This is a genomic window from Bradyrhizobium sp. SZCCHNS2022 (assembly GCF_032377575.1).
GTDB classification, from domain to species: Bacteria; Pseudomonadota; Alphaproteobacteria; order Rhizobiales; family Xanthobacteraceae; genus Bradyrhizobium; species Bradyrhizobium aeschynomenes.
In genome coordinates, this window is record NZ_JAUHHZ010000001.1 from 4,737,912 (window position 1) to 4,757,889 (window position 19,978).

The window sequence follows — 19,978 nt, forward strand, 5'->3', positions numbered from 1 at the left end:
ATGACGAACTCATGGAGAGCGAGACTGGATCGAAGGGAGACTGCTCCCGCGAGCCGAAGGCTTATTTGCTGTCCAGCAACGGATCCAGGAAGAACGGTTTCTTCTGGCCGCGGGTGGCGGCGGGGGCGGAGTCGGCGCCGTAGCCGGAGTTGAACAGGCCGGGCTTGTTGGCGGCGTCCGTCGCGGTGTCGGCGGGCGCCGCGGACATCTGCGGGGCCGGCGGGGAATTGGCCGGCAGGTCCAACGGGCCCTTGCGGCCGCAGGCGGCCAGCAGAAGGGCGGAGGCGCCCAGGACGAGCAGGACCCGGGCGGCGGAGGTTGGACGGCGAGCGCGATTCACGTGTGAAATCCCCATGCGGGCGGCACCATACAGAGAATGCACCGGCCTGACGAGTGCGGGAGTGCCACGCCAGGACGATCAAATTGCGGCGATCGAATTTCGGGCGAAAGCCCTACTTTCGCTGCTTTTCCAGCCGCTTCAGCCAGGCCTTGGCCTGCGCGGCCACGTTCTTCGGCGCGGTGCCGCCGAAGCTGGTGCGGCTCTTCACGGAGGATTCCACACTGAGCACGCCGAGCACGTCGGCGGTGATCTTGGGCTCGACCTCCTGCATCGCCTTCAGCGGCAGCTCGTGCAGCGCCACGCCCTGCTTGGACGCCAGCGCGACGATGCGCCCCGTCACGTGATGGGCCTCGCGGAACGGCATCTTGAGGGTTCGGACCAGCCAGTCGGCGAGATCCGTGGCGGTGGCGTAGCCCTCGCCGGCGGCGGCCTTCATCCGGGCCTCGTCCGGCACCAGGTCGAGCGCCATGCCGGTCATGGCCCTGATCGCCAGAGACAGCGCGGCGAAGGCCTCCATCGCGCCCTGCTTATCCTCCTGCATGTCCTTCTGATAGGCGAGCGGCAGGCCCTTCATGACGATCAGCAGCCCGTTGAGCGCGCCGATGACGCGCCCGGTCTTGGCGCGGACGAGCTCCGCGGCGTCCGGATTGCGCTTCTGCGGCATGATCGAGGAGCCGGTGGTGAACTTGTCCGACAGCTTGATCAGGCCGACCAGCGGCGAGGTCCAGATCACGATCTCCTCGGCGAAGCGCGACAGGTGCACGGCGCAGATCGCGGCGGCCGAGAGCGTCTCCAGCACGAAGTCGCGGTCGGAGACGGCATCGAGCGAATTGGCCATCGGGCGGTCGAAGCCGAGCGCCTCGGCGGTGGCGTGGCGGTCGATCGGGAACGAGGTGCCGGCGAGCGCGGCCGCGCCCAGCGGGGATTCATTGAGGCGCTTGCGGGCGTCGAGGAAGCGGCCGCGGTCGCGGCCGGCCATCTCGACATAGGCGAGGAGATGGTGGCCGAAGGTCACCGGCTGGGCGGTCTGCAGATGGGTGAAGCCGGGCATCACGGTGCCGGCATGGTCGAGCGCGCGGGTCGCGAGCGCGTGCTGGTAGGCGGCGAGCGCGGCGTCGATGTCGTCGATCTCGTCGCGGACGAACAGGCGGAAATCGGTCGCGACCTGGTCGTTGCGCGAGCGCGCGGTGTGCAGCCGGCCGGCGGCGGGGCCGATCAGCTCGGACAGCCGGCTCTCGACGTTCATATGGATGTCTTCGAGTGCCCGCTTGAACGCGAACGAGCCCTTGGTGATCTCTGACAGGATCGTGTCTAGACCCTTCCCGATATTTTTCGCATCACCCGAGGTGATGATGCCCTGGGCGGCGAGCATGGCGGCGTGCGCCTTGGACGCGGCGATGTCCTGCGCGTAGAGGTGGCGATCGACGTCGATCGAGACGTTGATGTCCTCCATGATCTCGTCGGGACGTTCCGTGAACCGGCCGCCCCACATCTTGTTGCTCATGCCTGCCGCTCTTAAACCTTGATGACCGCGTCTGGATGGGACACATCATTTCGATGCCCCGAAATTCGCGCCTCTGATAGCCGCAACCGACCCGAGATGACAAACGATAAGCCAGAGCCGTCCCCCGCCCGCCCCGCCTCGCGCGGCCGAACCGTGCTCGTCGCCGGCGCGGTGGCCGTCGTCGCCGTGGCCGGCATCGCGGCGGTTTCGTTCGGGGGCTTGCTGAAGGGGAAACCGGCCGGCGACCAGGCCTGCCAGGGGGCGGTCGACACCGCGGCGCGGCTGGCGCCGCTGATCAAGGGCGAGGTGGCAGCGCTGACGGCCGCGAAGGCGCCGCTGCGGCTGCCGGACCTCGCCTTCGAGGACGCTTCGGGCGCGCCAAAGAAATTATCGGATTTCCGCGGCAAGACGGTACTGTTGAACCTCTGGGCGACCTGGTGCGTGCCCTGCCGCAAGGAGATGCCGGCGCTGGACGGGCTGCAGGCCAAGCTCGGCAGCGACGCCTTCCAGGTGGTCGCGGTCAACATCGACACCCGCGACCCGGAGAAGCCGAAGACGTTCCTCGCCGACGCCAAGCTGACGCAGCTCGCTTATTTCAGCGACGCCAAGGCCAAGGTGTTCCAGGATCTCAAGGCGGTCGGCCGCGCGCTGGGCATGCCCACCTCGGTATTGGTCGACGGCAATGGCTGCGAGATCGCCACCATCGCCGGTCCGGCCGAATGGGACAGCGCCGATGCGCTCAAGCTGATCCAGGCGGCGACGTCTAAGGCCGCCGCGGGGCTATAGACCTATCCCCACGGCCGTCATTCCGGGGCAGCCCGCAGGGCTGAACCCGGAATCTCGAGATGAGTCCGACGAACTCTGGATTCCGGGTTCGATGCTGCGCATCGCCCCGGAATGACCGTGGATCAGGGAGGAAGGCCCCTCGCGCTCAGGCCGCGATGTTCAGGTTGCCGCCGACGCCGGGGCCGACATTGGCGAGCGACAGCGTCTGCTGGGCGCCGCCAAGCAGGGTCAGGACGGCGTCCTTCTGCGCATCCAAATTCTGCTTCAAGACCGACGTCGCCACCTGCTGCTGGGTCGCACTCGCCTGCTGCGCCATGACCGCAGCCACCAAGCTCATATCCATACGCATATACCTCGTCTGGGCTGAACGGTAGCCGCTCAGCCTTAACGAAGCGTGTCGATCGTTTCGGATTGTTTCAGCGGGTCGGGACCGGCTTGGGGCCGCGATAGTCGTAGAAGCCGCGCTGCGTCTTGCGGCCGAGCCAGCCGGCCTCGACATATTTCACCAGCAGCGGACATGGCCGGTACTTGGAATCGGCCAGCCCCTCATGCAGCACCTGCATGATGGAGAGACAGGTATCCAAGCCGATGAAATCGGCCAGCTCGAGCGGCCCCATCGGGTGGTGCGCGCCGAGCTTCATCGCCGCGTCGATCGCCTCGACGTTCCCGACGCCCTCGTACAGCGTGTAGATCGCCTCGTTGATCATCGGCAGCAGCACGCGGTTGACGATGAAGGCCGGAAAATCCTCGGAGACGGCGACCTGCTTGCCGAGCCGTCCGACGAACTCCTTGGCCGCCTCGAACGTGGCGTCATCGGTGGCGATGCCGCGGATCAGCTCGACCAGCTCCATCAGCGGAACCGGGTTCATGAAATGAATGCCGATGAAGCGCTCGGGGCGGTCGGTGCAGGCGGCAAGCCGCGTGATCGAGATCGAGGAGGTGTTGGAGGCGATGATCGCCTCGGGCTTCAGGACCGCGCAGAGATCGTGGAAGATCTTGCGCTTGATGTCCTCTTTCTCGATCGCGGTCTCGATGACGAGATCGCAGTCGGCGAGGCCGTCGAGGCTTTCCGTGATCGAGATCCGGCCCAGCGCCTGGCTGCGCGCCTCCTCGGAGATCACCTTCTTGGCCACCTGGCGGGTCAGGTTGCCGTTGATGGTCGCCATGCCCGATTTCAACCGGTCGGAGGTAACGTCGTTGAGCACCACGTCGAGCCCGGCCAGCGCAGCGACATGCGCGATGCCGTTGCCCATCTGTCCTGCGCCGATCACACCGAGCTTGTTGATCTGAGCCATGTCGTCATCCACCGGAACGGCGCGAGGTCGGCGCCCATCCATGCCTTAACAGATGAAACACCGGCCGCGACAGTCCCATGCGCGGCCGGTGTGTAGGGTCTTACTTGCCGAGCGCGTCCGTCAGCTCGGGAACCGCCTGGTAGAGATCCGCCACCAGACCGTAATCGGCGACCTGGAAGATCGGCGCGTCCTCGTCCTTGTTGATCGCGACGATCACCTTGGAGTCCTTCATACCGGCGAGATGCTGAATGGCGCCTGAAATGCCGATGGCCACGTACAGCTCCGGCGCAACCACCTTGCCGGTCTGGCCGACCTGCCAGTCGTTCGGCGCGTAGCCGGCATCGACCGCGGCGCGCGAGGCGCCGACGCCTGCGCCGAGCTTGTCGGCGAGCGGCTCGATGTACTTGGCGAAGTTTTCGCGGCTCTGCATCGCGCGGCCGCCGGAAACGATGATCTTGGCCGAGGTCAGCTCCGGACGATCGCTCTTGGCGACCTCCTCGCCGACGAAGCTCGACAGCGCCGGATCACCGGCCGCCGCCACCGTCTCGACCGAGCCGCTGCCGCCTTCGCTCGCCGCAGCGGCGAAGGTCGAGGTGCGCACGGTGATGACCTTCTTGGCGTCCTTGGACTTCACGGTCTGGATCGCGTTGCCGGCATAGATCGGCCGCTCGAACGTGTCGGGCGCGACCACCTTGATGATCTCCGACACCTGCATCACGTCGAGCAGGGCGGCGATGCGCGGCATCACGTTCTTGAAGCGCGAGGTCGCGGGCGCGACGACCGCGTCGTAGTTGGCGGCGAGCTTGACGACGAGGTCGGCGAGCGGCTCGGCGAGATCATGCGCATAGGCCGCATCATCCGCCAGAAGCACCTTCTTGACGCCGGCGAGCTTGGCGGCGGCGTCCGCCGCGCCCTTCGCGCCCTGGCCCGCGACCAGCACGTCGACATCGGCGCCGAGCGCGGCAGCCGCCGTCAGCGCCTTGTTGGTCGCGTCCTTGATCCCGGCATTATCGTGTTCGGCAATCAGCAGCGTGGCCATCAGAGCACCCCCGCCTCGGTCTTGAGTTTGGAAACGAGCTCGGCGACGTCCTTCACCTTGACGCCCGCCTTGCGGCCGGCCGGCTCGGCGGTCTTGAGCACTTCGAGCCGCGGCGTGAGATCGACGCCGGTATCGGCGGCGGTCTTCTCGGCGATCGGCTTCTTCTTCGCCTTCATGATGTTCGGCAGCGACGCGTAGCGCGGCTCATTGAGGCGGAGATCGGTGGTGACGATCGCCGGTCCCTTCAGCTTCACGGTCTGCAGGCCGCCATCGACCTCGCGGGTGACCTTGAAGTCGGAACCTTCGACCTCGAGCTTGGAGGCGAAGGTCGCCTGCGCCCAGCCGAGCAGCGCGGCCAGCATCTGGCCGGTCTGGTTCGAGTCGTCGTCGATCGCCTGCTTGCCGAGGATGATCAGGCCGGGCTGCTCTTCCTGCGCCACGGCTTTCAGGATCTTGGCGACCGCCAGCGGTTCCACATTGCCCTCGGCCTTGACCAGGATGCCGCGGTCGGCGCCCATCGCGAGCGCGGTGCGGATGGTCTCGGAGGCCTGCGCGGGCCCGATCGAGACCACCACGACCTCGGTCGCCTTGCCGGCTTCCTTCAGCCGCAGCGCTTCCTCGACGGCGATCTCGTCGAACGGATTCATCGACATCTTGACGTTGGCGAGCTCAACGCCCGATCCGTCGCTCTTGACGCGGACCTTGACGTTGTAATCGACCACCCGCTTGACCGGCACCAGAACCTTCATCGATCCTCTTTCGCTCTTAATTGTCCGGGGTTGACCTTTCGGGCGCGGAACCTAAAGCGCCCGTACCCCCCGGTCAACGCGCGAGGGGTGAAAAAAGCAAGCTCGCACGCCGCCGGGTTAACGGTTCTGCCCGGGCACCCACAACACGTCGCCGGCGCCGTTCCGGTTGGCGGCGCGGCTCGCCACGAACAGGAAATCCGACAGCCGGTTCATATAACGAATGGCAGCCTCGCTGACCGGCTCGTCGGGTTTGCCCGCGAGTTCCGCCATGATCCGTTCCGCCCTGCGGCAAATGGTACGCGCGACGTGCAGATGGGCGGCCGCGGGGGTTCCCCCGGGGAGCACGAACGAGGTCAACGGCGCGAGCTTCTCGTTCAGCGTATCGATGTCGCGCTCCAGCCGGTCGACCTGGCTGCCGACCACGCGCAGCCGCTCCGCCTTGCCCTCGCGCTGCGGTACCGCCAGATCGGCGCCGAGGTCGAACAGGTCGTTCTGGATCAGGCCCAGCATCGCATCGATCTCGGGCGCTTCGGCGAGATGCAGCCGGACGACGCCGAGGGCAGCGTTGGTCTCGTCCACGGTTCCATAGGCGGAGACGCGCAGGTCGAATTTCGGCCGGCGCTCGCCATTGCCGAGCGCAGTCGTCCCGTCATCACCGGTGCGCGTGTAGATGCGATTGAGGACCACCATGCTGTTTTCTCAACGTCCCAGTTTGCCAGCGTCGAAGCGTCTCAGCGTCCCATCGCCCAGATCGCCGCCATGGCAATGACGATCGCGACGAATTGCAGGATCACCCGCCAGCGCATCAGCTTCTGCGACAGATTGGGCGAGCCGCCGCGCGTCATGTTGACGAGGCCGAGAAACAGCACCAGGGCCACCGCGCCGACGGCGATCGGAAGGATGAATTTACCGAGAAGTGAAGCCATTCGCGCTAGATAACACCGCAGACGCAGGAGCGCCATGCCGGATCGGGACGTCCAGGGCTGCAACTTCTGGCTTTTGCATCCGTAATATCGGATTGTAGGAGATCGATTGTTTCGCGGAGTGCAGGGACAGGTGAAGGCGCTTCGCTACATCTTCCACGTCGTCATGGATGCGTTCTACACGTTCCTCGCCGATGACGGCTGGGCGATTGCCAGCCACATCGCGCTGTCCACCCTGATGGCGCTGTTTCCCTTCCTGATCGTGTTGACGTCGCTCGCCGGCTTTCTCGGCTCCAAGGACCTCGCCGACCAGGCCGCCACCCTGATGCTCGAGACCTGGCCGGCGCAGGTCGCGGATGCGCTGACCGGCGAGATCCACGACGTGCTGACCACGACCCGGACCGACGCGCTGACGATCGGTGCCGTTCTCGCGGTCTATTTCGCCTCGAACGGCGTCGAGGCACTGCGGGTTGCGCTCAACCGCGCCTATGGCGTGATCGAGCAGCGGCGCTGGTATTGGCTGCGGCTGGAATCGATCGGCTATACCCTGGTTGCCGCGATCACGGCGCTGGCGATGTCGTTCCTGATCGTGCTCGGCCCGCTGATGCTGGCCACCGCCCGGCGCTATCTGCCGCTGGCGGTCGAGGCCAATGAGCGCTTCGTCAACCTGTCCCGCTACGGCATCACCATCAGCGCGCTGGTCGTCGCGCTGTTCATCCTGCACGCCTGGCTGCCGGCGGGGCGGCGCAGCTTCATGCAGATCATGCCCGGCATCGTCTTCACCTTCGTCGCCTCGCTGGTCTCGGGCATCGTGTTCGGCCAGTACCTGGCGCGCTTCGCCAACAACTACGTCACCATGTATGCCGGACTCGCGTCCGTGATCATCGCGCTGGTGTTCCTGTATTTCATCGCCGCGATCTTCGTGTATGGCGGCGAGCTGAACGCCTCGATCATCAAGTCGCGGTTGCCGCGCGGCGTGTCGCTCCAAGAAGCGCAGTCGCTAGAGCCCGCGGCGAAACGGGCTTGAGCAGGAAGGCATCGGCCCCCGCGGCGCGCGAGGCCGCCTCGTCTTCGCCGCGCCCGGACACGCCGATGATCGGAATGGCGCCATGGGGCGCACCAAGGGCGCGGATCCGGGCGATCGTCTCGATGCCGTTGATGCCGGGCAGCACCATGTCCATCAGCACGGCGTCGTAGCTGCCGGCAGCGACCCGCTCGGGCGCGGCTTCGCCGCGGCCGATGAACTCGGCCTGATGGCCGAGCTCGTTGAGGATGGTGTTGAGCACCACGCGGCCGAACGGATTGTCCTCGACGCCCAGGATGCGCAACGGCCGCGTCGGTGCCAGGGTCACGCCGTCCTCGCCGCCGCCTGCCGTCGTGTGCGGCGCAGCTGCAATGGCCAGCGTGACCGTCAGCGTGAAGGTGGTGCCGCCCCCCTCATTCGACGCCACAGCGACATCGCCGCCCATGGCGCGCGCCAGCTGGCGCACGGAGGACAGCCCCAGACCGGCGCCGCCGAAGCGGGAGGCGATCGAGACATTGGCCTGGCTGAACGGGCGGAACAGCCGCTTGATCTCCTGCAGGGTCAGACCGATGCCGGAATCCGAGACGTGAAAGGCGACCGCAACCTTTCCCTTGCCGGCGCTCCTGGTCGCCTTGCCGCGCGCCGACTTGCCGGCCAGGGCGATCTCAAGCGCCACACCACCCTGCTCGGTGAACTTGACGGCGTTGTCGATCAGGTTCTCGAGCGCCGCCCGAAGCCGGACGGGATCGCCGATCACCAGCCCCGGCAGCGCGTCGGAGACATCGACGCGCGCCTCCAGCCCCTTCGCGGCGGCACGGCCTGACAGCGAGTCGCCCGCAGCCCGCGCCAGCGCCCGCAGATCGAACAGATCCTCGCGCAGCAGCGCGCCCGCGGTCTCGTCCTTGGCCGCATCCACGAACAGCGTCGCCAGGCTCGACAGATGCTCCGCACCGGCCTTGATCGTATCCACCCAGCGCCGCTCGCGCTCGCCGAGCTCGGAGGTGGCGAGCAGGTCGCTGATGGCAAGAATGCCCGTCAGGGGCGTGCGCACCTCATGCGCGAACACCGCCAGGGCGGCCTCGACGACACCGGCCCCCGGCGACCCAGAGCCCCCGCCCCTGGACATCGAAGCCCCAGACATCGACTTCGTCGTTTCAGCCTTCCGGGCGTCGGATTTGGACGAGCTTCGCCGTCCGCCCGCCATCGCCGTGACCTGAGGAACATGTTTCTTGAGCGGCCGCGCCTTCGCGCGCTCTTTCGCCGGCGCAGCGCCCGCAGCCTTGCTTTTCGGCTTCTGCGTCTTGGACGACGGCCTTCGCGACGATGTCGTCCTGGTGGACGTCTGTCCCCCGGGCGCTCCGGACGCGCGGCCGGGCCTGGGCGCAGCCGGCTTGGCCGGTCGGGCCCGACGCCCCGTACTCATATTCCGAACGCGCTTCATCATGGCCCCTGTGACATGAACTCCGAAAAACGAAGGGGCACTTCTACTGTCATGTCTCGTCGTGCCGCTTTCGATTGAAGCTCCCGATTAACCCGCGCCACTGAGCAGCATGGCACGGTCGTTTCCGGGTGTCACGATGCCCCGGAGGTTGTCCCCGCCGGAAACATGCGGAGACACCGGGACTTGCGGCGGGACGCGGCTAGACCAAGCCGATCCTGTGTCGGATTTCCGCCGGCGGGACGCCTTCCGCGCGCAATGTGCGCAATCCCGTCGCCTGAGTGGACTTCGACAGCTTGCGGCCTTGCTCGTCGCGAATCAGTTGGTGGTGCCGATAGGCCGGCGCGGGCAGGCCGAGCAGCGCCTGCAGCAGGCGATGGACGCTGGTGGCGTGGAAAAGATCCTGTCCGCGCACCACCTCCGTCACGCCCTGCAGCGCATCGTCGACGACGACGGACAGGTGGTAGCTGGTGGGCGTCTCCTTGCGCGCCAGGATCACGTCGCCCCAGGCCTCCGGTCTCGCTTCGACCGTGCCGGTCTCGCCTCCGGGACCGCTGCCGGCCTCGTTCCAGCTCAACCGACCGACGCGGGCGACCGCTGCGGCCATGTCCAGCCGCAAGGCGTACGGCACGCCGCTGGCGATCAGCTCTGCACGCCGCGTTGCAGACATTGCCTTCGCCACGCCCGGATAGAGCGGCGCCCCGTCGGGATCCCGCGGCCAGCCACCATCGACATCCCGCTCCGCCACCAGCCGCGCGATCTCGGCACGGCTCTCGAAGCTCGCATAGACGAGGCCCATGGCCTGCAGCCGCTCCAGCGCCGAACGGTACTCGGCGAGATGTTCCGACTGCCGCCGCACCGGCTGCTCCCAGCGGATGCCGAGCCAAGCGAGGTCCTCGGTGATCGCCTGCTCATAGTCCGGCCGGCAGCGGGTCGGGTCGATGTCCTCGATGCGCAGCAGGAAGCGGCCGCCTCTCTCCTGCGCGCGCCGGACGTTCAGCAGCGCCGAATAGGCATGGCCGAGATGCAGATAGCCGTTCGGGCTGGGGGCAAATCGGAAAACGGGTGGCATATCATCTCGTCCTTGCAGGACTTGAGCTCGCGTGATCCGACACACATGCTCCTTCGCGGGCACGTTCGATCCGAGATGGATGCGCGGGTCAAGCCCGCGCATGACGATCCAGAAGGCCCTGTCACGATGACCCTCCACCTCGACACCCAGGCCATTCTCGAAGAGGCGATCCGCGACCTCGTCAGACAGGACACGCGCCTCGTGCCGATCCTCGCAGCCACCGGCATGCCGGCGCTGCGGCGGCGGGAGCCGGGCTTTGCCGGGATCGCCCACATCGTCTGCGGCCAGCAGCTGTCCACCGCCAGCGCGGCGGCGATCTGGGGCCGGCTGCAGGCTGCGTTCGATCCGTTCGATGCGGACGCGATCCGCCGTGCCCGGACCGACCGGCTGGGGCGGCTCGGTCTGTCCGCCGCCAAGATCAAGACGCTCAAGCACATCGCCCGCGAGCTCGGTGCCGGCCGGCTGAACCTCGACGTGCTCGCCAATGAGGACGCCGACGCCGCCCACACCACCTTGACTGCCCTGCCCGGCATCGGGCCATGGACGGCCGACGTCTACCTGCTGTTCTGTCTCGGCCATGGCGATGCCTGGCCGGCGGGCGACCTGGCCGTGCAGGAGGCGGTGAAGATCGGACTCGGCCTGGCCACCCGCCCGACCGCGAAGCAGATGATGCCGCTCGCGGAAGGCTGGCGGCCGCTGCGCGGCGCAGCAGCGCATCTGTGGTGGAGCTACTACCGCGTGCTGAAGAAGCGCGAGGGCGTGATCGCGCCTGCCAACTAACAACTCCGGTCAACGGCGTTTGAAACATAATTGGGGTGCAAAACGGTCATTGAGGTCGGCCAGAATCGCAAGAGATCCGTCCATGATGCCGAGGGGATCATCAGGGTTTCCGCCGGTGGCTGACCCGTGTAGCGTCGCGCAACGCAGCTTGCATGGGGAACAACGGCGATGACGACTCTCGGGACCGGCGACTACACCTATCGTGTCGTCAAGGACTGGGCGAAGCTGCCCGACGGTTGGGCGCTGACCGATGTCGCCTCGGTCGCCGTCGACAGCAAGGACCGCGTCTACGCGTTCAACCGCGGCGCCCATCCGATGATCGTGTTCGACCGCGACGGCAACTTTCTGCGCAGCTGGGGCGAAGGCCTGTTCAGCCGCGCCCACGGCCTGTCGATCGATGCCGACGACATTCTCTACTGCACGGATGACGGCGACCATACCGTGCGCAAGTGCACGCCTGACGGCAAGGTGCTGCTGACCATCGGCCTGCCGGAGCGCCCAAGCCCGTTCATGAGCGGCGAGCCGTTCAACCGCTGCACCCACACTGCGCTGTCGCCGTCGGGCGAGATGTATGTCTCCGACGGCTATGGCAATGCCCGGGTGCACAAATACACGCCGGACGGCAAGCTCATCAGAAGCTGGGGCGCGCCAGGCTCCGATCCCGGCCAGTTCAACATCGTTCACAACATCGCGACCGATGATGATGGCTTCGTGTATGTCGCCGACCGCGAGAACCACCGCATCCAGATCTTCGATGGCGATGGCCGCTACGAGACGCAGTGGAACAATCTGCACCGGCCTTGCGCGCTGTGTGCCTGCGGCGCCAAGCGCAAGACCTTCATCATCGGCGAGCTCGGCCCCGGCATGCCCGTCAATCTCAACGTGCCCAATCTGGGGCCGCGGCTGACCATCACCGACGCCGGTGGTCGGCGGTTGGCGCGGCTTGGCGGCGAGCACGGTCCCGGGCTGGAAACCGGCCAATTCCTGGCGCCGCATGGCCTCGCGATCGACAGCCGCGGCGACATCTATGTCGGTGAGGTCGGCGTCACCAATTGGAGCACGAGCTTTCCCGGCCAGGCCATGCCGGCAGAGGTCAACATCCACCGTTGCCTGCAGAAGCTGGAGAAGGTCCCGGCCTGACGGCATCGGGAAACCGCGAGGCTCGGCGACGCCGGATTTGCGAGCGAGTTGCACCGCAGAGATCCACGCTATTGCCTTGCATCCGACGTGCTTTGGGCGCAGGCTCGGAAGGTGGACAAGCGGGACCCAAGCCATTCTTGGGGCTTCACAATCCCGTCACGCTGCATGTAGTATGTCAGGGCATGCTGCTTCGCAGCCGTATATGGAGGCCAGGAGCGTTACTTGAACGCACATGTCTCACAAGGCGGTTGGCCGGTGTTGGTGCTGAACGCGGACTTCCGGCCGCTGAGCTACTATCCGCTGTCGCTTTGGTCCTGGCAGGACGCGATCAAGGCGGTGTTCCTCGATCGCGTCAACATTGTCGAGTACTACGACAGGGCGATCCGAAGTCCCTCCTTCGAGATCCAGCTGCCCAGTGTGGTGTCGCTGAAATCCTTCGTGAAGCCGACGACCCATCCGGCCTTCACCCGCTTCAACGTCTTCCTGCGCGACCGCTTCGCCTGCCAGTACTGCCACTCCGGCGACGACCTCACCTTCGATCACGTCATTCCGCGCAGCAAGGGTGGCCAGACCACCTGGGAGAACGTCGTCGCCGCCTGCTCGCCCTGTAATCTCAAGAAGGGCAACCTGACGCCGCAGCAGGCCAAGATGTTTCCCAAGCAGGCGCCCTACGCGCCGACGGTCCATCAGCTCCACCGCAACGGCCGCCTGTTCCCGCCGAACTATCTGCACGAGAGCTGGCTCGACTATCTCTACTGGGACACCGAGCTGGACCCATAGCGATAGGCCGCACGGCTGTTTGTCATACGTGCTCTGACCATCGCAGTGTCAGCTCGCGCGCGGCAGTCGTCCGCATCCGTCGAGGCTTGGCTTGGTGTGCAACCTCGCCATCCCTGCGACCAGAGTCTCCGCGCGAATCTGCGCCGCGCCGGTCTACAGATCGCCGCAACGACCACCGGCTGATCAGGCTTCGCTCGCACGCACGTCGATCCTCGCCAATCCAGGACAAGCGCCCCTCGTCCGCATCTCCCTCTGAGTGACGAGGATCACGCAGGCAGGAGGCCCGGTTCGACTTTCGGTTGTCCTGCTCGAACGCCGCCCGTCTCCAGTCCGACCGATGATCGCGGCGCCAAACGGTGCGTTCAACCGGGCACGCCGAACATCACGCCATTGATCAAACGGATACAGGAGAAGGACATGAAGCTTCCGGCCAAGATGAACTGTCGGGTCCCGGCATTGATCCGGAATCCGGTCACCGCTTTCACGCTCGCGACCCTCATCGCCGGGGCCGGGTCGATGTCGACGCCAGCGAGGGCGGCTGAAGGCTGCAACCCGCCATGCCCGAAAGGGCAGGTCTGCGCATTCAAGGACGCGAGAGGCGGCAATGGAGAAACGGTCTGCAAGACCCCGATCAAGATCGAGTGCCCCAACAACAACGACCCGCTCTGCGGTTTGAAGAACACGACCGGTCCGAGCTCACTGCGCGCCAAATAGCCGAGGCCGCCGCGGGCGGCGTCGAGCGACCGATCGCAGGCCTGTGACGCAACACCACCTCGACGCACTCCGCCGCCCGGCTCGCCGGCGCACGGCGGAGTGCGACCGCGGCTGTCTTGCCTTCGGCGAGAACGATCGGGGCGTGCGAAGCGGCGCGGCGCCGAAGGCCCGCACCGCCCCCACCAACGAAGTGGCGGCCGCACGGTATTATTTGACGGATTAACTCCACCTTAGGCCTCCGTTCAGCATGCTCCTGCGCTGCCGCATGGCCGCCACCAGAGCTGCCTTCATCCGTGACCGATCCAGCAGGGCCATCCGTTTCGCGCATGCAGACCGCTCCCACCGACCCCAAGGCGGCGGCGCTCGCGAAAGCCCAGGCCGCCAGCTCGCTGCAGAACATCGCCCTGACCCTGTTCGCCAACGTCGCCATCGCGGTGTCGCTGGCGCTGCTCATCTATCTGCGGGAGGGCAGCGCACCGATCCTGTGGTGGCTGGCCGCGGCCGTGGCCTTTGCCGTGCTGCGCGCCGCATGGGTCTCGCACCTGAAATCGTCGGGAAAGATCGAGCGACATCCGCATCGCGTGCTTCGCGGCCTGACGATCATGGCGTTCGTCAGCGGGCTGCTCTGGTCGGTGGTGCCGCTCGGCCTGCCGGTCTTCACGCATGCGCACAACGTCAACGACGTCGTCTTCATCATGGCCGGCACCACGACCGGCGCGATCATCCAGAGCCTGGCCTATTCGCCGATGGCGATCGCCTTCGGCGCGCCGTTGATGGGCGCCACGATCCTGCGGATGCTGCTCTCCGGCGGCGACGTCGGCTACATCGTCGCCGCCGACATCGCGTTCCTCACCGTCATGCTGTTCCGCGCGGCACGGCTCGGCGAGCGCAACTTCATCGCCAGCCAGAGTACGACCATCGCGGCAACCGAGCTGGCGGAATCGCTGGCCGCGGCCAACCAGACGCTCGAACGCCTCGTGAGCATCGACTCGCTGACCGGCCTGGCCAATCGCAGCCACTTCCGCTCCGTGGCCGGCGCCGCCTGCGCTGCGGGGCGCGGCGTCGCCTTCCTTCTGTTCGACATCGACAACTTCAAGATCATCAACGATACCCGCGGCCATGATGCCGGCGACCGCGTGCTGCAGACCGTGGCCGCGCTGCTGCGCTCGGCCTGCAGCGGCGACGATCTCCCGGTCCGCCTCGGCGGGGACGAGTTCATCGTGGTGCTGCAGGGTGAGGATGTGGCCAATCGAGCCGTTGCCCTCGGCGAGCGGCTGATGCAGGCGCTGTTGCGGCCGGTGATGATCGCCGGCCAGCCACTGGCCGTGAGTTGCTCGATCGGCATCGCCACGCAGGCGGAGGGCGCCATCGACCTGGAGGAGCTTTCGGCCCGGGCGGACGCTGCGCTGTACCGCGCCAAGGACGACGGCCGCGCCTGCATGCGGGTGTTCGACGCCAAGATGCAGTGCGCGCTCACGCTGCAACGCCGCCTCGACGCGGAGCTGCCGGCGGCGCTGGCGCGGCGCGAGCTCCATGTCGAATTCCAGCCGCAGGTCGCGATGGCGACCCAGGAGGTCATCGGCTTCGAGGCGCTGCTGCGCTGGAAGCACCCGACCGCCGGCCTCATTCCACCGCCCGACATCGTCTCCGCCGCGATCCGGCTGCGCCTGTCCGGCCAGCTCACGGAATTCGTCGGCGAGCGCGTCTGCGCGTTCCTGCGGGCGCTCGACCGCAAGAAGGCGCAGGCCATCCGGGTCTCGATCAACGTCTCGCCGCGCGAATTCCCGATCCACTCGCCGGCCCAGACGCTCAAGCTCGTGACCGAGCGCTACGGCGTCGATCCCAGGCGGATCGAAATCGAGGTCACCGAGGAGGCGATGTTCGATCCCAAGCGCTGCGCCGATGAGCTCAAGCTGATCGACGAGCACGGCTTCGCACTCGCGATCGACGATTTCGGCGTCGGCCATTCCTCGATCGCCAATCTGATGGCGGTCGAGATCGACACCATCAAGATCGACCGCTCCTTCATCGACGGCATCGCCGGCAATCGCAGGGATCAGCAGCTCGTCGCCGCCATCACCGCCGTGGCGCTGCCGCTCGGCCATCGCATCATCGCCGAGGGCGTCGAGCGCGAGGCGGATGCGGAGTGCCTGCGCATGCTCGGCTGCTCCTACGGCCAGGGCTGGCTCTACGGCAAGCCGATGAAGGAGGACGACGCGATCGCCTGGCTCGTCCGGCATCGCAACTCTGCTGCGCCGGCGGTTGCTCCGGTCGTGGCGCGCAGCGCCTAGCCGCGATTGCACGCTCGCCATCGTCGGCGTCCCGCGCTTCGCCCGCATCGCCTCAGGCATCGCGGCCGCCCCCATCATGCCGACGGCGCCAGAATGGCTGCGCAGCGAAGCGGCGCTCCTGGCCGTACCAGGCCACGAGGTGATCGTCATAGGCTTGCCGGATCGCAGCCAGGCCGGTCGCGTACTCCGGCAGCGCAGCAGCTTCGCCATCGAGGTGGCGATGGGCCGCCTCGGCCGCGGCAAGGCCGGTGTAGAGCGCGTTGAACAGGCCCTGCGACGACAGCGGGTCGAAGGCGAGCGCGGCGTCTCCGGCCGCGAGCCAGCCCTCTCCGGCCGGCGGTGCAAGCGCGGCGCTGTGCGCGGCGCAGACGCCCGATGACGCGTCCGGCGCGAAGCCGCTGGCGGCGAGAACGGCGCCGAGCTCCGGCAGCCTTGCGGCGCGCGCCAGCAGCGCCGTGGCGCTGCGAGTGTCGGACGCCGCGCCAAGGTCGGCATCGGTATGGAACGCGAGCACGCGGCGATCACCTGGCAGCGGCGCCGTGTACCACCAGCCCTCGGGCTCCGCGGCGGTGAAGGTCACGCCGGCGTCGGCGGGCTGTCGTGCGGCCCCCTGAACCCAGCCGCACAGCAGCTTGTCGCCGGCGTTGCGCTGGCCGCCGAACGGCCGCAGCAGGGTCGAGCTCCGGCCACCGGCATCGATCAGAAGCGGCGCCCTCACCAGCAGCCGCTGGTCGCGATGGGCGACGCGCAGCTGCCATGCGCCATGCTCCCACGCGACGCCGATCGGGTGCGCCGGCGACAGCACGGCGGTGCCGCGGGCCGTCGCAGCGGTGCGCAGCATCGTTTCGAAGCGGACGCGATCGAGATGCCAGCCATGGCCGAGGGGATCGCGGATCGAATCCTGCTCGTCGGCCGCGGCGCCGCCCCACACGCTGCGGCGGACGTAGCAGGGCGCATGGCGATCGGCGGCGAAGGCGTCCCACAGCCCCATGTCCGCCAGCAGGCGGCGGATCGCGCCGGGCACGGACTCGCCGATGCGCGGCGCGGGCGCCGCATGGCGCTCCAGCACCAGCACGCGGCGGAACGGCGCCAGATTGAGCGCCGTCGTCGCCCCGGCGGGGCCGCAACCGACGACGACGACATCGGCCTCGATCATTCCGTTCGACGTCCGAGACCTCCCGGGAAGCGCCGCACCTTCTCGATCTGCGTCAGGTCGACATCGACGAACACCGCCGGCGCGCCGCGCTGGCTCGACACCCGCGTCCCCGCGGCGCGCAGCTTCTTCTGCGCCTGCGGCGTATCGGTCGCGTCCTTGATCGGCTCGTGCTGATCCTCGACCTCGATCATGGCCGGGAACGCGGCATCGCCGGGACCCTTGCGCACCTCGACGACGCCGAGATGATCGAAGCCGTGGATCATGTTGTTGATCTGGTCGGTGTAGCTCGTCGTTCCCAGCGGTGCGATCCACGCGGCGCGGTTGGCGAAAGCGGCGAGCCGCTCCTGCATCGGCTTCCCGGTATCCATGACGATGGCGTAGTTCTCCTCGGTGAGAACCTGGTTCGGCACCCGCGCTGGCCAGAAGCTCGGCACATAGGGATCGTAGCTCTTGTCGTAGCCGGAGCGGCAGCTCGCGGTGTCGGTCTGCCACGGCACGGCCATCCAGCGCGTGATGCTGCCTGGCAATTGGCCGTAGAGCGGCCCGTTCGGAATGGTGACGCCGTCGCTGGTCAGCACCTCGCCGAGGCCCGGCTCGATCCAACCCTCAGGGGCGTGCAGGAATCGAAACGGTTCGAGATACATCGTCGCGGCCCGCACCGGCCACGTCATCTCGCAGCCGGGGTGGAAGGCATCGGCCAGGCAGAATTCGAGCGCGGCGCGCGTCAGGGTCTCGCCTTGCGCCGCGACCGGCACCTCCTCGATCGTCGCCGGGGCCTTGCGCGCGGGATCATAGTCGGGCTCGAAATCCCCCGCCGCCCATTGCTGCAACATCATCAGCTGCGTGTTGCTGAGAGAGGCGTGCTGCAGCGGCGTCTGCGCCGGCGGGATGTTCATGGCGTCGCCATACAGCCACGGCCACGGCACCGGCGACCAGGAATCGATCTTGTCGTTGCGGAACTGGTTGGCAATCACCTTGCGCAGCTCGGCATTCGCCGCGCTGCCGTCGCCGAGCCGCGCGATCCAGTCCGGGCTCGCGAAGTCGAACGCGCTGCGCCAGCCGAAGCCGGCGGCGAAGCCTGCATTCACCCATTGCAGGCCGTTGAGGCGCTGGAAGATCGGCAGGATGTCGAAACTGAAGGATGGTCGCGCCGGGCGCGGCAGCTGGCCGGCCGCGATGGCGACGTCGCGCATCAGGTCCCACAGCGTGCGCACCGATTTCTGCTGCGGTCCATAGTTCGGCGGCGCCACCACGACCCAGGCCGGCACCACGTCGAGCGGCGCGCCATCGAGCTCGACGCGCGCCGTCACCGGGCCGTCGGAGACGTCATCGTGCCAGCCTTCATTGTTGGCGAAGGTAATGGCGCGGGAGTGGTCGAAGGATGCCGAATGACCATGACCGCCGAGCACGAGCAGCCGTCCCTGCGCATCGGTGAAGACCTCGCCGAGATAGACGCGCTTGCCCATGAACTCGCCGCTGTCGAATTGTTGCGGCGGGGCGTTCGCCCCGGACACATCGCGACGACCGGGCTTGATCGACAGGCGCATGCGATCGGCGACGGCGGCGTTGCGCAGCACCGTCGGCGGCGCCGACGCCGCCTCGGGAATGTCGAGTGCGAGCTCGAAGCCATACCACGCCGCCTTGGTGTTCGCGAGCTCGACCGACCAGGTGATCTTGGCATCGGCCGCGGTGAGCTCCTTGACGATCACGCCGCGCGCATTGACGCCATAGACGCGAAAGCGCGCCGCCTGCCGCTTCAGCGCGCCTTGGGCATCGCGATAGAAGCCTTTGGGTGCCGGCGGCGGATCGGACACCTCGGGCCCGATGAAGTAGTCGCGCGGGCTGGTGCCGACGCGGGCGATGCCGATCGAGGGATAGATCACCGCCTTGACGATGCAATGATCGGGCTCCGCTTTGGGCTCTGCCGCCGGGCGCGGAGCTGTCGGGTCCTGCAGCGGCTGGCCGTTCGCGATATGGCGCACGTTCGCGCTCGACGCATAGACCACCTTGCGCGCCGCGGCGATCGTCGACTCCTTGGCCGGCGCATTCGCCTCCGGAACGCGCCAGATGTTGTAGGCGAGACCTTGGCCATACTCCGGCTGGCCGCGCTCGTTCACGTCCTGGCGGGGCAGCTCCAGGATGCCGACCTCGACGAACGGACTCTCGCTCTCCGGCCAGTCGACTGTCGCACGGTCGAGCGGCATCGTCGCCGGATTGGTGCGCAGCTGCACCATGAAGCGGAAACGATAGGGACGCTGTGACAGCCTGAGCGCGAGGTCGGTGGCGAGATAGTCGGCGGCGTCGTTGGGCACGTTCTCGGGCGGCGTCTCGGGATCGAGACGATACTTCACGAAGCGGTCGCCGCAGCGGAACGGCAGGATCGCCCAATAGGTCGTCGTCAGCACGCTGCCTTCGACCCGGGCCATGGCGTCGAGGATCTTCGCCGTCTTCGGATGCTTGGCGAGATAGCCGGGATAGTCGCCGGCGACGACGCCGGCATAGGTGAACTCACACATCTCCTCGGCATTGTCGACGAAGAACACCGGGTAGTTCTGCATGATGATGTCGGCGGTGTCGCCGTGGGTCCCCAGCGCATCGCTGCCGGCGACGCCGAACAGCTTGATGCCGATGCCGAGCGTCGACTGCAGGTCCGGCGAGGTCGGTGACGTATCACTCGAGAAGCGGACCCAGGCGGGCAGGCGGTGATGGGCGAAGATGCCGACCTTGAGATCGGCCGGCAGGTCGGCACGCATCTCCAAGGTCCCATGCGCAACGCCATGCAGCTTGCGGAACACCGGCCGCTCGGCCGGCCGCTGGCCGAGCGCGATGCGCTTCTCCTGGACGATGCCGACGAACATCTCGTCGAGGCGCTCGGTTGCCTGGTGAGCGCAGTCGAAGCAGGATGGAGGCGTGGGTGAGGACTCGTCGGTCATCGAAATATCTCCCG

At 67.3% G+C, this 19,978-nt stretch carries 19 protein-coding genes; 7 read left to right on the forward strand and 12 right to left on the reverse strand.

Annotated features, from left to right (window positions below; all coding sequences use genetic code 11):
* Positions 1–61: 61 nt before the first annotated feature.
* Together lptM and argH are read right to left on the reverse strand one after the other, a co-directional pair.
* Positions 62–355, reverse strand: coding sequence for an LPS translocon maturation chaperone LptM (gene lptM, locus QXZ94_RS21260; protein ID WP_315722063.1), 294 nt, complete (start codon positions 353–355; stop codon positions 62–64).
* Between the two features lie 97 nt (positions 356–452).
* A complete protein-coding gene (gene argH, locus QXZ94_RS21265; RefSeq protein WP_315722064.1) occupies positions 453–1,844 on the reverse strand; it encodes an argininosuccinate lyase in 1,392 nt (463 codons plus the stop codon).
* A gap of 96 nt (positions 1,845–1,940) precedes the next feature.
* Between argH and tlpA the strand changes: the two genes are divergently transcribed.
* Complete coding sequence (gene tlpA / locus QXZ94_RS21270) at positions 1,941–2,630, forward strand: thiol:disulfide interchange protein TlpA (RefSeq protein WP_315722065.1); 690 nt, start codon at positions 1,941–1,943, stop codon at positions 2,628–2,630.
* Positions 2,631–2,775: 145 nt separating this feature from the next.
* Here the strand turns inward: tlpA and QXZ94_RS21275 are convergent, their stop codons facing one another.
* The 6 genes from QXZ94_RS21275 to QXZ94_RS21300 form a co-directional block, all read right to left on the reverse strand.
* A complete protein-coding gene (locus tag QXZ94_RS21275) occupies positions 2,776–2,973 on the reverse strand; it encodes a putative motility protein (protein WP_172111345.1) in 198 nt (65 codons plus the stop codon).
* 73 nt (positions 2,974–3,046) lie between these two features.
* Positions 3,047–3,925: a 3-hydroxybutyryl-CoA dehydrogenase gene (locus QXZ94_RS21280; protein ID WP_172111346.1), complete on the reverse strand. Its 879-nt coding sequence runs from the start codon at positions 3,923–3,925 to the stop codon at positions 3,047–3,049.
* 100 nt (positions 3,926–4,025) lie between these two features.
* On the reverse strand, positions 4,026–4,964 hold the full coding sequence (locus QXZ94_RS21285; RefSeq protein WP_315722066.1) for an electron transfer flavoprotein subunit alpha/FixB family protein: 939 nt from the start codon (positions 4,962–4,964) through the stop codon (positions 4,026–4,028).
* Positions 4,964–5,713, reverse strand: coding sequence for an electron transfer flavoprotein subunit beta/FixA family protein (locus QXZ94_RS21290; RefSeq protein WP_008964844.1), 750 nt, complete (start codon positions 5,711–5,713; stop codon positions 4,964–4,966). The genes QXZ94_RS21285 and QXZ94_RS21290 overlap by 1 nt, the downstream gene beginning before the upstream one ends.
* Positions 5,714–5,830: 117 nt before the next feature.
* Positions 5,831–6,403 (reverse strand): cob(I)yrinic acid a,c-diamide adenosyltransferase, encoded by a 573-nt coding sequence (locus tag QXZ94_RS21295; protein ID WP_315722067.1) that lies wholly within the window; start codon positions 6,401–6,403, stop codon positions 5,831–5,833.
* A 41-nt stretch (positions 6,404–6,444) separates the two neighbouring features.
* A complete protein-coding gene (locus QXZ94_RS21300; RefSeq protein WP_008964842.1) occupies positions 6,445–6,639 on the reverse strand; it encodes a twin transmembrane helix small protein in 195 nt (64 codons plus the stop codon).
* Positions 6,640–6,769: 130 nt separating this feature from the next.
* On the opposite strand from QXZ94_RS21300, the gene QXZ94_RS21305 reads away from it, so the two are divergent.
* Positions 6,770–7,663 (forward strand): YihY/virulence factor BrkB family protein, encoded by an 894-nt coding sequence (locus QXZ94_RS21305; protein WP_315726423.1) that lies wholly within the window; start codon positions 6,770–6,772, stop codon positions 7,661–7,663.
* On the opposite strand, the gene QXZ94_RS21310 is transcribed toward QXZ94_RS21305, so the two are convergent.
* Positions 7,590–8,786: an ATP-binding protein gene (locus QXZ94_RS21310; protein ID WP_315722068.1), complete on the reverse strand. Its 1,197-nt coding sequence runs from the start codon at positions 8,784–8,786 to the stop codon at positions 7,590–7,592. The genes QXZ94_RS21305 and QXZ94_RS21310 overlap by 74 nt on opposite strands.
* Positions 8,787–9,300: 514 nt before the next feature.
* On the reverse strand, positions 9,301–10,170 hold the full coding sequence (gluQRS, locus tag QXZ94_RS21315) for a tRNA glutamyl-Q(34) synthetase GluQRS (protein ID WP_315722069.1): 870 nt from the start codon (positions 10,168–10,170) through the stop codon (positions 9,301–9,303).
* Between the two features lie 126 nt (positions 10,171–10,296).
* On the opposite strand from gluQRS, the gene QXZ94_RS21320 reads away from it, so the two are divergent.
* From QXZ94_RS21320 to QXZ94_RS21340, 5 genes are all read left to right on the forward strand, one after another.
* A complete protein-coding gene (locus QXZ94_RS21320) occupies positions 10,297–10,950 on the forward strand; it encodes a DNA-3-methyladenine glycosylase 2 family protein (protein WP_315722070.1) in 654 nt (217 codons plus the stop codon).
* Between the two features lie 168 nt (positions 10,951–11,118).
* Entirely contained in the window at positions 11,119–12,090 is a 972-nt protein-coding gene (locus QXZ94_RS21325) for a peptidyl-alpha-hydroxyglycine alpha-amidating lyase family protein (protein WP_315722071.1), read from the forward strand.
* 222 nt (positions 12,091–12,312) lie between these two features.
* Positions 12,313–12,870, forward strand: a complete 558-nt coding sequence (locus QXZ94_RS21330; protein WP_172111355.1) for an HNH endonuclease — start codon at positions 12,313–12,315, stop codon at positions 12,868–12,870.
* Positions 12,871–13,287: 417 nt separating this feature from the next.
* Entirely contained in the window at positions 13,288–13,584 is a 297-nt protein-coding gene (locus QXZ94_RS21335; RefSeq protein ID WP_315722072.1) for a hypothetical protein, read from the forward strand.
* Between the two features lie 326 nt (positions 13,585–13,910).
* Entirely contained in the window at positions 13,911–15,875 is a 1,965-nt protein-coding gene (locus QXZ94_RS21340) for a putative bifunctional diguanylate cyclase/phosphodiesterase (RefSeq protein ID WP_315722073.1), read from the forward strand.
* Positions 15,876–15,927: 52 nt separating this feature from the next.
* Here QXZ94_RS21340 and QXZ94_RS21345 read toward each other — a convergent pair whose 3' ends face one another.
* Positions 15,928–17,031, reverse strand: a complete 1,104-nt coding sequence (locus QXZ94_RS21345) for an NAD(P)/FAD-dependent oxidoreductase (RefSeq protein ID WP_315722074.1) — start codon at positions 17,029–17,031, stop codon at positions 15,928–15,930.
* Positions 17,028–19,964 (reverse strand): LodA/GoxA family CTQ-dependent oxidase, encoded by a 2,937-nt coding sequence (locus QXZ94_RS21350; protein WP_315722075.1) that lies wholly within the window; start codon positions 19,962–19,964, stop codon positions 17,028–17,030. Before QXZ94_RS21350 ends, QXZ94_RS21345 begins: the two co-directional genes overlap by 4 nt.
* Between the last annotated feature and the right edge of the window lie 14 nt (positions 19,965–19,978).